The sequence below is a fragment of the Micromonospora sp. NBC_01405 genome (assembly GCF_045040155.1).
Lineage (GTDB): Bacteria > Actinomycetota > Actinomycetes > Mycobacteriales > Micromonosporaceae > Micromonospora.
Map to the genome: position 1 here is coordinate 5,941,832 of NZ_CP109532.1, position 14,556 is coordinate 5,956,387.

9 protein-coding genes are annotated in these 14,556 nt (G+C 75.0%); 4 read left to right on the forward strand and 5 right to left on the reverse strand.

The annotated features are described in order from the left end of the window. Positions 1-132 precede the first annotated feature (132 nt). The gene (locus OG559_RS25710; protein WP_405116955.1) at positions 133-2,964 is read left to right on the forward strand and encodes a hypothetical protein; all 2,832 of its coding nucleotides are present in this window, start codon (positions 133-135) and stop codon (positions 2,962-2,964) included. A 149-nt stretch (positions 2,965-3,113) separates the two neighbouring features. On the opposite strand, the gene OG559_RS25715 is transcribed toward OG559_RS25710, so the two are convergent. Continuing rightward, positions 3,114-4,307 carry a helix-turn-helix domain-containing protein gene (locus OG559_RS25715; protein ID WP_405108094.1) on the reverse strand — a complete coding sequence of 398 codons (1,194 nt, stop codon included), beginning with the start codon at positions 4,305-4,307 and terminating at the stop codon, positions 3,114-3,116. A gap of 137 nt (positions 4,308-4,444) precedes the next feature. On the opposite strand from OG559_RS25715, the gene OG559_RS25720 reads away from it, so the two are divergent. The 3 genes from OG559_RS25720 to OG559_RS25730 all read left to right on the forward strand — a co-directional run bounded on the left by OG559_RS25720 (position 4,445) and on the right by OG559_RS25730 (position 10,457). Next, complete coding sequence (locus OG559_RS25720; RefSeq protein ID WP_405108097.1) at positions 4,445-6,103, forward strand: FAD-binding dehydrogenase; 1,659 nt, start codon at positions 4,445-4,447, stop codon at positions 6,101-6,103. A 264-nt stretch (positions 6,104-6,367) separates the two neighbouring features. After that, entirely contained in the window at positions 6,368-8,089 is a 1,722-nt protein-coding gene (locus tag OG559_RS25725) for a M28 family peptidase (RefSeq protein WP_405108100.1), read from the forward strand. A gap of 304 nt (positions 8,090-8,393) precedes the next feature. After that, positions 8,394-10,457 carry an ABC transporter ATP-binding protein gene (locus tag OG559_RS25730; RefSeq protein ID WP_405108102.1) on the forward strand — a complete coding sequence of 688 codons (2,064 nt, stop codon included), beginning with the start codon at positions 8,394-8,396 and terminating at the stop codon, positions 10,455-10,457. Here the strand turns inward: OG559_RS25730 and OG559_RS25735 are convergent. The 4 genes from OG559_RS25735 to OG559_RS25750 all read right to left on the reverse strand — a co-directional run bounded on the left by OG559_RS25735 (position 10,412) and on the right by OG559_RS25750 (position 14,549). After that, positions 10,412-11,713 carry a sulfite oxidase gene (locus OG559_RS25735; RefSeq protein ID WP_405108105.1) on the reverse strand — a complete coding sequence of 434 codons (1,302 nt, stop codon included), beginning with the start codon at positions 11,711-11,713 and terminating at the stop codon, positions 10,412-10,414. The genes OG559_RS25730 and OG559_RS25735 overlap by 46 nt on opposite strands. Positions 11,714-11,828: 115 nt before the next feature. Continuing rightward, positions 11,829-12,485, reverse strand: a complete 657-nt coding sequence (locus OG559_RS25740; protein ID WP_405108108.1) for a hypothetical protein — start codon at positions 12,483-12,485, stop codon at positions 11,829-11,831. After that, the gene (locus tag OG559_RS25745) at positions 12,482-13,888 is read right to left on the reverse strand and encodes a selenium-binding family protein (protein ID WP_405108111.1); all 1,407 of its coding nucleotides are present in this window, start codon (positions 13,886-13,888) and stop codon (positions 12,482-12,484) included. Before OG559_RS25745 ends, OG559_RS25740 begins: the two co-directional genes overlap by 4 nt. Positions 13,889-14,033: 145 nt before the next feature. Continuing rightward, complete coding sequence (locus tag OG559_RS25750; RefSeq protein WP_405108114.1) at positions 14,034-14,549, reverse strand: NUDIX domain-containing protein; 516 nt, start codon at positions 14,547-14,549, stop codon at positions 14,034-14,036. Positions 14,550-14,556 lie beyond the last annotated feature (7 nt).

The following is a 14,556-nucleotide window of genomic DNA, read 5'->3' on the forward strand; positions in this document are numbered from 1 at the left end:
ACCGCGCCGCCCGGCGCGACCCCACCCCCGCCCCCCGGCGCGATCCCACCGGCCGGGTCGCCGGCCGGCGCCACCGGGCCCACCGGGGACCGGTCCCCGGCCCCCGGTGCCGCGTCCGGTGCGTTCCGGGGGCTGCGCGAGCAGCTCACCGACGCCGCCGAGACGTTCGCCGGCAGCCCGGGTGCGCTCGCCGGCATCCTCACCGGGATGGTCGACGACGTCGACCGGGCGCTCGGCGAGCGGCTGGAGATCTTTCCGGTCTGCCACCACTCGCCGGCCTCCGCGCTGGCCATGGTGCGCCGGCTGCGCGCGAAGCGACCGAAGGTCATCTACCTGGAGCTGTGCGAGGACCTGCAGCCCCTGCTGGGCGAGCTGCGCAACTGCCGGCTGCCGGTGGCGGTGCAGGCGTTCGCCTCGAAGCTGGACGGGTTCCCCGTCGAGTGGGCGCCGCTGAGCGTCGTCGCCCCGATCACCGAGGCGTCAGCGGAATACCAGGCCATCGCGTACGCGCTGGAGACCCCCGGCGTGGAGCTGGTGCTGGTGGACCGCTCGGTCGACCACGTGTTCCAGTGGTCGCCCCGGGACCCTGCCGGGGGCGGGGGCGAGGCGGGCGGCCCCGCCGACGGGGCGCCGCAGGAGGCGGCGGCGACCCACGAGGAGGAGGAGGCGGCGCTGCACGGCGACGCCGTCGGCGTGGAGATCGGCGACCTGCGGCCCCGCTTCGCCGAGCTGGAGGCGTACCTGCTGCACCACGGCAAGGTGCGGCACTGGTCGGAGTGGTGGGACCAGTACGTCGAGCAGCCCCTCGTCGGCGCCGACCACGAGACGTACCGCCAGGTGATGGTGCTGATCGGCAGCCTGTTCCGGCGGCTGCGCCCGGCCGACGCCGAGCGGCTCGACCGCGACGAGGAACGCGAGCGCTACATGTGGACCCGGATGCGGGAGCACCTGGCCGCCTCCGGCGCCGACCCGGCCGACTGCCTGTACGTCTGCGGCGCGTTCCACGCCGCCAGCCCCGTCGCGCAGTTCGGCACCGGCCCCGACGCGGCCCCGTACGAGATCAGCCCGCGTACCGCCACCCGCTGGCTGTACGGGCTGATCCCGTCCAGCCACTCGGCGATCGAGGCACAGTTCGGGTTGGCGCCCGGTTCGGTGTCCATCGCCGCCGCCACCTGGGCCAAGGCGGTGTCCCGCTCGGGCGCGGTCCCGTTCCGGCTCGCCGGCCAGCAGGGCGGCAAGCCCGCGAAGGGACGCTCCCGCAGGGCCGCCGCCCCGGTCGCGGTGGCCGACGCGCCGGTGACCGACCGGCTGTCGGGCTTCCTGGCCCGCCCGCCGGTCCTCGACGGCCTCGACGAGGCGGAGTTGCGCGGCTGGTGCGTGGACATCGTCCGGCTGGCGCGGCGCAACGGGTACCTGGCCAGCACCGCCGACGCGATCGCCGTGTTCGAGACGTCGATCCTGCTCGCCGGGCTGCGCAACCGGGCCCGCCCCACCCCGTACGACTTCGCCGACGCGGCGGTGACCTGCATCGAGAAGGACGTGGTGCCGGGCCGGCGGGACGTCCGCCGGCTCTGCGAGATCCTGCTCGGCGGCGACCGGATCGGCCAGGTCGGCTACGAAGCCCTGCCGCCGCTGGCCCGCGACGTGCTCGACCGGCTCGCCCCGCTCGGGCTCGACCTGGACAAGCGCACCATCCAGCGGGCCCTGCTGGACCTCCAGGGCCAGCCGGCCGTGGTCCCCTGCTCCGACCTGCTGTGGCGGCTGCGCCACCTGCTGCCCCGCGACGCGGTCCGCCCCATCATGGGCGAGCGGCGGCTGGGGGAGAGCTCGACGCAGGAGAGCTGGGACCTGGCGCTCGGCCGGCACCAGCGCGCGCTCATCGAGCTGGGCTACGAGGGTGTCACCGTCGAGCAGGTCCTCGAACAGCGGCTGCGCCGCCGGGCGTGGGGGCCGCAGGCCACCGCGGCGGTCGCGCTGGAGGCGGTCGAGGACGCGATCCTGCTGCTCGACGGACGCCGGCTCGTCAACGAGCTGGGCGCCCGCGCCGTGGAGCTGCTCGCCGCCGAGCGGACCGTCGACGAGGCCCCGGAGGTGCTGCGCCGCATCCGCCGGCTGCTGGCCCACTACCGGGCCACCGAGCCGGACCTGCCGGCCTGGTGCGCGGCCTTCGTCACCACCGGGTACGCCCACTACTGCACCCTGCTGCCCACCGCGTTCGTCGACGCCGAGGCGGGGGTCCGTCAGGTGGCCGCCATGCTGGGCTTCCTGTTCGGCATGGAGAGCCTCGCGCTGGCGCTCGGCTGCGACCGGGCCCAGCTCGAACTGGCGGTGCGGCAGTCCCGGCCGGAGGCGCCGGCCCGGGTGGCGCTGCACTGGGCCGCCCAGCACCAGCTCGGCCTGCTGCCGCTGGCCGAGCTGCGGGCCCGCGCCGTGGAGTTGCTGGCCAACCCGCTGGTGGTGCCGGCGTTCCCGCAGTACCTCAGCGGGTTCGTGCAGGCCCTGGAGCCGGTTCCCGGCCTCGCGCCGTTCGTGGTCGAGCTGATGTCCACGGCGTTCGCCCGGCTGCCCGACCCGGTGCTGCTGCCCTGGTTGCCGACGCTGATCACCACCCTGCGCGAGCAGGCGGGCGAGCTGGTGCCGACGCTGGTCCGCGAGGCCGGCCGGACTTTCCCCGCCACCCTGCCCGCCCTGGACGCCTGGGTGCCGCCGTGGGCGGCCCGACCGGCGGCGTCGCCCGCCGCTGCGCCGGCGTCCGCCCAGGCCGGGCCGGTGGTCGACCTGCTCGTCGGCCACCCGGCGACCTGCGACGCCGTGGCCGACCTGCTCGGCTGCTCCGGCGAGTGGCGGGTCGGCGAACCGGCGACCGGGCCCGGGACGGCGGTCGATCCGGAGGTGATCGCTCTGCTGGCCGCGCATCCGGCCACCGCGGCCGAGGCCGAGGCCCTGCTCGCCCCGGCCCGCTGACCCACCCGGCTGACCAGGGCCGGCAGTTCCGGCCCCGGGCTGACCAGGGCCCGCTCCGGCCCCGGCTGACCACGGCTGGCAGCCCCGGGGCGGCGGACCAGGGCCGGCCGCTCCGGGCCGGCTGACCAGGGTCGGAGCGGCGGGGGCGGTCAGGGGCGGCGGCCGAGGTGGTGGCGCAGCGCGAGGTGCAGGGCGAGCCGGGCGTCCGGATCGTCGAGCTGCGCGCCGTACCGCTCGCGTAGCCGACGTAGCCGGTACCGGACGGTCTGCGGGTGGGTGTGCAGGAGCCGGGCGGTCTCGACCACCTGGCCCTGGCTGTCCAGCCAGGCGGCGAGCGTGTCGGCGAGGGCGCGCCGGGCGGCCGGCCCGAGCGGGGCCAGCGGCGCCAGCGCCCGCGCGACGAGCCGGTCGGTCAGCCCCGGCTCCCAGGCGGTGAGCAGGGTGAGCAGGTGCGCGTCGCAGTCCAGCACGCCGTCGGCGGGCAGCACGCCGTCCCGTTGCAGGCGCAGCGCCCGCCGGGACAGCCGGTACGACGTGCGGGCCTGCCGCAGCGGCACGATCGGGCCGAGGGCCGCCCGTCGGCCGGTCAGCGCCCGGCGCAGGTGGGCGAGGCGGCCCGGGGCGCCCGGGTCGGGCAGCACGATCCGAACCACGTCGTCGATGACCGTGGCCACCGCGCCGCCGCCGATGGCGGGGGCGAGGTGCTCGTCGTCGGTGCCGTCGACGCTGACCACGGCGACGGCGCCGGGCAGCGGCCACCGGGCGGCCTCGGCGGCGGCGTGCAGCGCGGCGTCGCCGGGCGGGTCCGGCTGGACGAGCAGGGTGATCAGCCGGCGGCGGACCACGGTCCAGTCGTGGGCGGCGTCCCGCTGCTCGTCGAGGTAGCCCTCGGCGGCGGCCCCGGCGAGGGTGTCGGTGTAGCCGAACAGGGCGGCGGCGATGAGGTACAGCTCGTCGGCGGCGAGCCGGTCCGGCCGCTCGGGCGCGACCAGGAACGCCCAGAGGGCCCGGGCGCCGACGGTGAGCACCGAGCGCAGCGCGTCGACGCGGTGCCCCTCCTGGTACTCGGTGCGGCCGAGGTCGTGGAAGACCCGCCGGGTGTCGGCGAGGGACCGGCCGGGGTCGGCGACGGCCGCCACGAACGCGTCGACGGCGGTTTCCACGCCCAGGGCGAGGCCCCGGCCCTGCCCGCCGGTCAGCGAGCGGCCCTGGGCCCGCATGGTGGCCCGGACGCTGTGCAGCGTCTCCTCGTGCAGCCGCGGCCGGACCGCCCGCAGGTGCTCGCCGACGTGTCGGGGAAGCCCGGCGAGGCGGGGCTCCAGCTCTTCCAGGGTGTCCGCCACGGTCGCCTGCCCTCCCGATCCGCCGACGATGTGCGGCGCCCACAACCACAGTTCTTGTCATCCGGATGACAAACGCCGGGGCCGATCCTGCACCGGCATACCACCGATTTTGGCACCATGGTTCGTAGGGTTCCGGCATGGACGCGGATGTGATCGTTGTCGGGGCCGGACTGGCGGGCCTGGTCGCCGCCACCGAGGCGGCCGATGCCGGCCGGACGGTGCTGCTGCTGGACCAGGAGCCGGAGCAGAACCTCGGCGGGCAGGCGTGGTGGTCGTTCGGCGGGCTGTTCCTGGTCGACTCGCCCGAGCAGCGGCGGATGGGCGTCCGCGACTGCGTGGAGCTGGCCTGGCAGGACTGGCTGGGCAGCGCCGCGTTCGACCGCGCGGAGGACCACTGGCCGCGCCGGTGGGCGGAGGCGTACGTGCACTTCGCGGCTGGGGAGAAGCGGGCCTGGCTGCGGTCGATGGGGCACCGGCTCTTCCCGGTGGTCGGCTGGGCCGAGCGGGGTGGCGGCGCGGCGGACGGGCACGGCAACTCGGTGCCCCGGTTCCACGTCACCTGGGGCACCGGCCCCGGGGTGGTCGAGCCGTTCGCCCGCCGGCTGCGCGCCGCGGTGGACGCCGGCCGGGTGCGGCTGCGCTTCCGGCACCGGGTCGACGACCTGGTCACCACAGACGGCGCGGTCACCGGGGTCCGCGGGGCGGTGCTGGAACCCAGCGACGCCCCGCGCGGCGCGCCCAGTTCCCGGGTCGAGGTCGGCGAGTTCGCGTACGCGGCGCAGGCCGTCGTCGTCACCTCCGGCGGGATCGGCGGCGACCACGACCTGGTCCGGGCAGCCTGGCCGGCCCGGCTCGGCGCCCCGCCGAAGCGGATGGTCTCCGGCGTCCCGGCGCACGTCGACGGGCGGATGATCGGCATCACCGAGGCCGCCGGCGGGCAGGTGATCAACCCCGACCGGATGTGGCACTACGTCGAGGGGCTGCGCAACTGGGATCCGGTCTGGCCGCAGCACGGCATCCGGATCCTGCCGGGGCCGTCCTCGCTGTGGCTGGACGCCACCGGTCGACGCCTGCCGGCGCCGCTGTTCCCCGGCTTCGACACCCTCGCCACGCTGCGTCACCTGCGCGCCACCGGCCACGACCACAGCTGGTTCCTGCTCACCAAGAAGATCATCGCCAAGGAGTTCGCGCTCTCCGGCTCGGAGCAGAACCCGGACCTGACCAACCGCAGCATCCGGCAGGTGGTCGACCGGGCCCGCGCGGGCATCCCCGCCCCGGTGGCGGCGTTCCTGGAGCACGGTGCGGACTTCGTCGTCGCCGACACGCTGGAGGCCCTGGTCGCCGGCATGAACGACCTCGTCGCCCCGGACGGCGGCCCCAGCCTGGACGTCGCGCAGGTGCGGCGGACCGTCGAGGCCCGGGACCGGGCGATCGCCAACCCGTTCGGCAAGGACGCCCAGGTGACCGCGGTCCGGGGCGCGCGGGCGTACCGGGGCGACCGGCTGATCCGGGTGGCCCCGCCGCACCGGCTGCTGGACCCGGCGGCCGGGCCGCTGATCGCCGTCCGGCTCAACATCCTCACCCGCAAGACCCTCGGCGGGCTGCACACCGACCTGGACGGCCGGGTGCTGCGGGCCGACGGGCAGCCGCTGCCCGGCTTGTACGCGGCCGGCGAGGTGGCCGGCTTCGGCGGCGGGGGCATGCACGGCTACAACTCCCTGGAGGGCACCTTCCTCGGCGGCTGCCTCTTCTCCGGCCGGACCGCCGGACGCGCCGTGGCCGCCGCGACCGCCTGACGCCCGGCCGCGACCGCCTGACCGCACCGAGCCGTGCGACCCGCCGGCGGCGGGCAGCTGCGACGCCGAGCCGCGATCGGGGAATCGGCGCGGAGTATGACCGAAATGGATATTGACCAGGGAATAGACGCGTGTCAGTGTGTGCTTCCCTGGAACGAACGTCGCGGCGCCCCTCCGGACGCCGCCGGACCCCGCCGCCCACCCGGCGCGCGGGGTCCGGTCACGCCCAGGTGCACGAACCCCCGACCTGCACCGAGGAGCATCATGAGACGTACAACGTTGACCGCGGGCCTCGCGCTCGCCGCCGCCGTCGCGCTGACGGCGTCGACGGCGACGCTGCCGGCCGCCGCCGCCCCCGCCCCGGCGCTCGCCGCCCCGGACATCTCCGTGACCAACGTCCAGGCCCACCTGACCCAGTTCCAGAGCATCGCCAGCAGCAACGGCGGCCACCGCCGGGCCGGCTCGGCCGGCTACACCGCCTCGGTCAGCTACGTCAAGAGCAAGCTCCAGGCCGCCGGCTACACGGTCAGCGAGCAGAACTGCACGAGCTGCACCTACCCGGGCAACAACGTCATCGCCGAGTGGCCGGGCACCGCGCCGGCCGACCAGGTGGTCATGTTCGGCTCCCACCTGGACGGCGTCTCCGCCGGCCCCGGCATGAACGACAACGGCTCCGGCTCCTCGGTGCTGCTGGAGAACGCCCTCGTGCTGGCCCAGCAGAACCCGACCATGACCAAGCGGGTCCGGTTCGCCTGGTGGAACGGCGAGGAGCAGGGCCTGCAGGGCTCGAAGTTCTACGTCAACTCGCTCAGCGCGACCCAGAAGGGCTACATCAAGGGGTACTACAACTTCGACATGGTCGCCTCCACCAACGGCGGCTACTTCATCAACCGGGTCACCTCGACCACCGCCGCGCCGCTCAAGGCGTACTGGGACTCGCTGGGCCTGGCGCCGGAGGAGAACGTCGAGGGCCAGGGCCGCTCCGACGACTACTCGTTCCAGCAGGGCGGCATCCCCACCTCCGGGTACGCGATGGGCGCCAGCGCCCGCAAGACCAGCGCGCAGGCCAGCAAGTGGGGCGGCACCGCCAACGCCTCGTACGACCCCTGCTACCACTCGTCCTGCGACACCACCAGCAACATCAACGCCACCGGGCTCAACCGCAGCGCCGACGGCATCGCGTACGCGATCTGGGACCAGGCGGTCGGCACCGGCACCCCGACCAACGACTTCTCCGTCGCGGTCAGCCCGACCTCCGGCAGCGTCGCCCGGGGCGCCTCCACCACCGCCACCGTCTCCACCGCCACCACCTCCGGCAGCGCCCAGACCGTCGCCCTGTCGGCATCCGGCGCGCCCAGCGGGGTGACCGTGTCGTTCAGCCCGTCGTCGGTCACCTCCGGCGGCTCGTCCACGATGACCGTCGCCGCCTCCTCGACGGCGGCCACCGGCACCTACACCATCACGGTCACCGGCACCGGGTCGGCGACCCGCACCGCCACCTACAGCATCACCGTGACCGGCACCGGCGGCTGCGCCGGCGGCCAGGTGGTCGGCAACTCCAGCTTCGAGAGCGGGGCCACCGTCTGGACCGCGTCCTCCGGCGTGATCACCAACTCCACCAGCCAGGCCGCCCGCACCGGCTCCTACAAGGCGTGGCTCAACGGGAGCGGCACCAGCAACACCCAGACGCTGTCCCAGTCGCTGACCGTCCCGGCCGGCTGCGCCACGTACACGCTGTCGTTCTGGCTGCACATCGACAGCGCCGAGACCACCACCTCCACGGCGTACGACAAGCTCACCGTCCAGGTCGGCAGCACCACGCTGGCGACGTACTCGAACCTCAACAAGGCCACCGGCTACGTGCAGCGCACCTTCAACGCCGCCGCGTACGCCGGGCAGACGATCACCCTGAAGTTCACCGGCGTCGAGGACTTCTCGCTGCAGACCAGCTTCGTCGTCGACGACGTCACCCTCACCGCCAGCTGACCGGAGCGGAGGGGGCCCCGCCAGCGCCTGCGCCACGGCGGGGCCCCTCCGCACCGGCTCACGTCGCCCTCCGCCGGCCGTCGCGGCTGCCCGCCGCGACGGCCGCCGTCGTTTCCGCAGGGCGGGCCGGACCGTCGGCACCCGGCCGTCCCGGCGGGCACGGGAGGGGGCGGCCCGCCACCGATGCCTGCGACACGTGTACGACACGCCGGTTACGGGGGGACACCGCTAGGTCGCGGACAGTAGGCTCCCCGTGGCTGCCGACCGTAGCGGGCGGTCCGGAGCCAGCTCTCCGGGAGGGTTCGTGGAGAAAACGGTCCGCCAACGCCGAGCGCCCGACCAGACCCTGCCCATCGACCCCGCCGCCCCAACCGACCCCGTCACGTCGGCCGACCCCGTCACGCCGGCCGAGGGCTCGCCGGCTGACGGCGTCGAGGCGTCGACCCTGCCCGAGCTGGAGGACCGGGCGTGGATGCACCACGCGAACGACTTCGCCCACACCAGTTTCTGGGCGGTGGCCCGTCGGCTGCCCCGGCTGGTCCGCGAGGCGATCGCCCTGGCCTGGGCGACCAGTCGCCGGGACACCGCCGCTTCCATCGGGCTGAACGTCGCCGCCGGGGCGATGACCACCCTCGGCCTGCTGGCCACCACCGGCGTGCTGCGCGAACTGTTCGCGGCCGGCCCCACGCCGGACCGGATCCGGGGGGCCCTGCCGGCCCTGGCGCTGACCGCCGCCGCCGTGATGGCCAAGGGTGGGCTCACCATCGCCGCCGGTTGGGCGCAGGCCCGGCTCACCCCGCAGATCAACTATCAGGTCGAGCTGCGACTGTTCGAGGCCACCACGGCCGTCGACCTGGCCGCGTTCGACGACGCCGGGTTCGCCGAGGAGATGGACCGGGCCCGGGAGCGCGGGGTGACCGAGGCGGCCTGGATCGTCGACCACACCGTCAACCTGATCACCGGCGTGGTCGGGGTGCTGGCCACCGCGGCGGCGGTCACCGTGATCCAGCCGCTGCTGCTGCCCTGCCTGCTGCTCGCCGCGGTGCCCGAGGCGGCGACCGCGGTGAAGGTCGCCCGCCGGCAGTACCTGGAGATGCTGGCCAGGATCAACCGGCGCCGCCGAATGTCGATGCTGGCCAACCTGATGGCCAACCGGCACACCGCCGCCGAGGTCCGGGCGTACCAGATGCGGGACTTCCTGCTCGGCGAGTACCGGCAGATGATGGCCACCGAGACGCGCGCCCACCTGCGCCTGGTCCGCACCCAGACCCGGACCCGGGTGCTCGGCACGTCCGCCGCGGGCCTGGCCACCTTCGGCGTGTACGCCGTCCTCGCCGGCCTGCTCCTGACCGGCATGGTGGCGCTCGCCGCCGCCGCGACCGCGCTGATCGCTCTCCAGTCCGCGCGCTCCAACCTCGGAATCGCGGTTTTCGCCACCAACGCGCTCTACGAGGACGCCCTCTACTACCAGGACTACCGGGACTTCCTGGACCGGGCCCTCAGCCGGATCGGCCCCCGCGGCGACCAGCCGACCGACGGCTTCGACGCCATCGAGCTGGACGGGGTCAGCCTGCGCTATCCGGACACCGACAGCCCAGCCGTCGACGAGGTGAGCCTGACCGTCCACCGGGGACAGGTGGTCGCCCTGGTCGGCGAGAACGGCTCGGGAAAGTCCACCCTGGCCAAGCTCATCGCCGGCCTGTACCAGCCCACCGGCGGGGTGATCCGCTGGGACAACGTGGACACCGCCGAGCTCGACCCCCACCAGACCGGCGCACACGTCGCGGTGCTCACCCAGGACTGGTGGAAGTTCCCGTTCACCGCCGGGCAGAACATCCGCGTCGGCCGGCACAACCGGGCCACTGGGGGGCCGAGTGTGCAGGACGCCGCCCGGGCCGCCGCCGCCCACGACATGATCATGGACCTGCCGTTCGGGTACGACACTCTGCTGGACCGCGAGTTCAAGGACGGCCACGACCTCTCCGGCGGCCAGTGGCAGCGCCTCGTCGCCGCCCGTGGCCTGTACCGGGACGCCCCGCTGTTGATCTGTGACGAGCCGTCGGCGGCGCTGGACGCCCGGGCCGAGCACGCCCTCTTCCAGCACCTGCGCCGCCGTCCCGACCGGGCGGTCGTGCTGATCACCCACCGGCTGGCCAACGTCCGGCACGCCGACCAGATCTTCGTGATGGAGCGCGGCCGGCTGGTCCAGCGCGGCACGCACGACGAGCTGATCGCCGCGGACGGGCTCTACCGCGAACTGTTCCACCTCCAGGCCAGCGGCTACCTCGACGCCGCCGCCCCGGGCCCCGCCGACGGCACGGGTCAGCAGACCGTTACCGGGTGGTTGACGACGCCGTCGAAGAGGTAGCCGAGGTCGTTGGGGCGGGCCCGTTCCGGCTGGCCGGCCCCGGTGACGTCGGTGGCCCGCGCCCGTAGCGTCGCCGGCCCCGGCCCCGCCGGACGCCAGCGCGCCGTCCAACGCTGCCACGGCCCGCCCGCGTCCCCGGCGACCAGTTCGGCCGGCCGCCAGCCGTCGTCGCCGGTGTGTACCTGCACCGATCGGATCGGGCCCCCGCCCGACCAGGACCGGCCGCGCAGCAGCACCTCCGCCCCGGCCGGGACCCGGGCGTCCCAGGGCAGCTCGAAGGCGCTCTTCACCGACTGGGGGCCCAGCTGACCGCCGCCGTCGGGCTGGCCGGGGCCGAACATGCGGTAGAGCTGGGTGTTCCACGGCGAGAACAGCGGGGTGGCCGACACCTCGACCGGGCCGACCCACTTGACCGAGGAGATGCCGATCCAGCCCGGCACCACCACCCGCACCGGGAAGCCGTGGTCCGGCGGCAGCGGCTCGCCGTTCATCTCGTACGCCAGCAGCACGTCGTCGAGGGCCTTGCCGACCGGCAGCGGCCGGCGGACCCGGCCCAGGTTCACCCCGCCGGTGACGTAGTCCGGGTCCAGCCCCTCCGGCATCACGTCGACCGCCGCGTCGGTCAGCCCGGCCCGACGCAGGACGGTGGACAGCCGCACGCCCCGCCAGTGCGCCACCCCGACGCCGCCCAGGCCCCACGCGACCCCGGGGGCGGGCCCGTCCTGCTGCCCGGCGAAGAACCGACGGGCGTTGCCGGCGCACTCGACCAGCGCGGTGACCCGCTCGGCGGGCAGCCGGCGCAGGTCGTCGTAGCCGAACTCGACCGGCCGGTCCCGGGTGGGCGTGCCGTGCAGGCCGTCGCCGAACAGGCTCAGCCGCCAGGTGTCGGGGTCGATCAGGGGGGTGCGGGTGTGGTTGCGGACGAAGAACCGGTCGTTGGGCACGACGTACCCCTGCCCGGCCATCGCCTCCCAGCGCATCTCGGCGTTGGTGTCGTGCCGGGTGAACAGCCGGTCCGGCAGCGGCTTGACCATGCCCGGCCCGGTGGCGTCCCGCCCGGGGTCGGCGCCGACCGGGTCGGCCGCCACCGCGACCGGCTCGCGTTCGCCCGCGGCGGCGGCCAGGGCGGTCATCGCGGTGCCCAGCTCCAGCAGGCGGGGGCGGGACACGCCCGCGCCCCGGGCCCGGCCGGCCAGCCACTGTTGCGCCCGTCGGGCGTCATGGTCGGCTTCGTCGTACGACAGGGAGTGCGGCATCGGGGGTCCCTCCGGCTCGGCGGCACAAACTCCTATTCAATCAGTAGGAGTTTGTGCCGGGACAGCGCCGGGCGGCGGGAACCGCCGGCCCTTCGGCCGAGCCGGCCGGCGCCGCTCAGGTCGCCGCGGCCACGACGGTGATCACCCCCGCGACCACCAGCACCCAGGCCCAGATCCGGTCCACGTTGAGCCAGGCCCGCCGCAGCACCCCGACGCCGAGCACCTCGTACACCGCCACGGCCGCGGCCAGCGCCACGCCGAACATCGCCACCGTGTGCACCCCGGCGGCGGCCAGCCCGGGCAGCGCGCCCGCCGGGGTCGCCGACAACTGCCCGGCGTGCCCGGCGTGTCCTGCGTGCCCGCCGGCCGCGGCCGGCTCGGCGAGCAGCACCGGCAGCAGCATCAGCCCGGCGCCGTGCGCCGACGACATCAGGAACGACCACCCGGCGAGCTGCGCGTTGGACGGCCGCATCCCGGCCCACCGGAAGTGCTGCCGCGACAGCAACTGCCACAGCCCGAACCCGACCAGCAGCACCCCGCCGACGATCGCCACGGTGGTGCTCGCCACGACCGACCTGGTGGCGCTGACCAGCGCGGCCACCAGGCCCACCGAGGCGAGGTGACCCAGCGCGATGGGCAGCAGCGACGTCACGAGCATCCGCCGGCTGCGCTCCTGAAGTCCCCGGCCCACCGCGAACAGCCAGCCCATGGCCGGGTTCAGCCCGTGGAACGCGCCGAGCCCGGCCAGCGCCAGCCAGGTCGTCCCGGTCACGGGAAGCAGTACGAGTCGGAGGACGCGTCGCCGCCCTGCAACCGGGTCTGGTGCACCCGCAGCCCCCGGAACTCCTCCCCGCGCGGGAAGAACCGCGGGTCCGGGGTGAGCCCGCCGGCGTCGGGGTCGACGTCCAGTTTGGCCAGCCAGGCGCCCACCCCGTCCGGGTAGAACTGGTCGTCCCACGAGCCGTAGAGGGAGTTGGACACGTACACCCGGCGGCCGTCGCGGCTGATCTCCACCATCTGCGGGCCGCCGGCGAGGGGCTCGTCGGGGAAACCCGGGTGGGGGGTGCGCCGCACGATGCCGCCGAGGCGCGCCGACCCGGTCTGCACGGGGTGCAACGGGTCGCTGACGTCGTACTGGCGCAGCTCGCCGGTGCCCCAGCAGGAGACGTAGAGGAATCTGTCGTCGACCGACAGGTCGATGTCGGTGACCAGCGGCGGGACCGCCCCGAACGGCTTGAGCAGGTCCGGCAGGTCGGCCGGGTCGGCCGGCTCCGCCGGGATGTCGATCACCTTGGTCACGGCCCAGGCGTCGCCGTCGCGGTGCCACAGCCAGACCGAGGCGGACAGATCCTCCACGCTGATCACCACGCCGACGAACCCGTACGTCCTCGTCGGGTCGTGCGCCGGTCGCAGCTCCAGCGGCATCTGGTACGCGTCGCCGAGGTCGACCCGCTGCACGTGCCGGCGCTTCGCCAGGTCCCAGAAGTGGATGGCGTGCCCGTACTTGCGCCCCAGCAGCAGCTCGCCGACGATGCCGTCCTCGATCATCGACGGGGTGCCCCACTCGCTGGTCACCAGCACGTCGTGGTTGTAGTGCCACCAGAAGTCGTACGCGAGGAACTGCGGCCCCCGGTCGGCCTCCCACGCCCGGCGGACCTCGAAGCTCGTGTGGTCGAGGATCGCGATGCCGCCGGGGCCCTCGGCACCGTCGGCGCCGCCGAGGGCGGACAGGTAGATCCCGTCGGGGCCGCAGTGCACCGTGTGCGGCCGGGAGTAGCCGGCCCGCTCCGCCAACTCCTCCGGGCCGATCACCTTGACCAGCTGCGGGGCGCGCGGGTCGGGCTGGGTGTCGTACACGTGCACCCGCGACGAGCGCAGCCCGGGCACGATCAGGTAGCGCCGCTCGACGTGCGGGTGCGGCGCGGCCGGGCAGAGCGCGCTGCTGCACGCGTTCCACCCGAAGTGGTGCACCTCGTCGCCGGTGTGCGGCAGGTCGGTCCAGCCCACCACCCGCCCGTACTCGGGGGAGGCGGGGTCGGTGTCGAGGACCGCGATGGCGTCGGGACGGGCCGCCGAGCGGTCGAAGGCGGCCACGTAGGCCAGCTTCTCGGCGGGGGCCCGGGCGGCGTCGCGGGGTGAGGGGTAGAAGGACGGGTCGGGTGTCCAGCGGCTCATGGCGGCTTCCTCCGGGGTCGGCGTGCCGAACCGATCGCATCGACGCATCTCAGCGAGCGGAAACAGCCTACTGACCCGACGGGACACCGTGGTTAACGCATCGTGCCGACTTCCCTGCCCAGGGTTGCCCGGTGGGGGCGGCCGTTCAGGCGTCCCGGTGGGCGGCGAGGAAGTCGGCGAGCACCCGGGTGTGGGTGGAGAAGGCCAGCTCGGCGGGCTCGGTGAGCACCAGCCACTCGGTCGCCTCGTCGGTCGGCGCGGACGGCGGGAGCTGCCCGGCCGGCCGCTCGGGCAGCGTCCCGAAGACCATCATGGTGCCCCCGGCCGGGGCGCTGTGCACCCCGAACAACTCCGCGTCCCCGGCCGCCGCGACCAGCCCGGTCTCCTCCCGCAGCTCCCGGACCAGGGCGTCGCGCCATTCCTCGCCGTACTCGATGAAGCCGCCGGGGAGGGCGAGCAGGCCGCGCGCGGGCTCGATGTCCCGGCGCACCACGACCACGCCCAGGCCGGCGTCGGTGCGTACCGGCAGCACCGCGACCGCGACCGGCAGCGGATTACGCCAGACGGTGTGCCCGCAGGCCGCGCAGGCCCGGGGCCAGCCGCTCCCCGCCGGATATGCGATGCCGCAGGAGGAACAGTGGGAGTACGGTGCGCCGGTCATGCCGCCG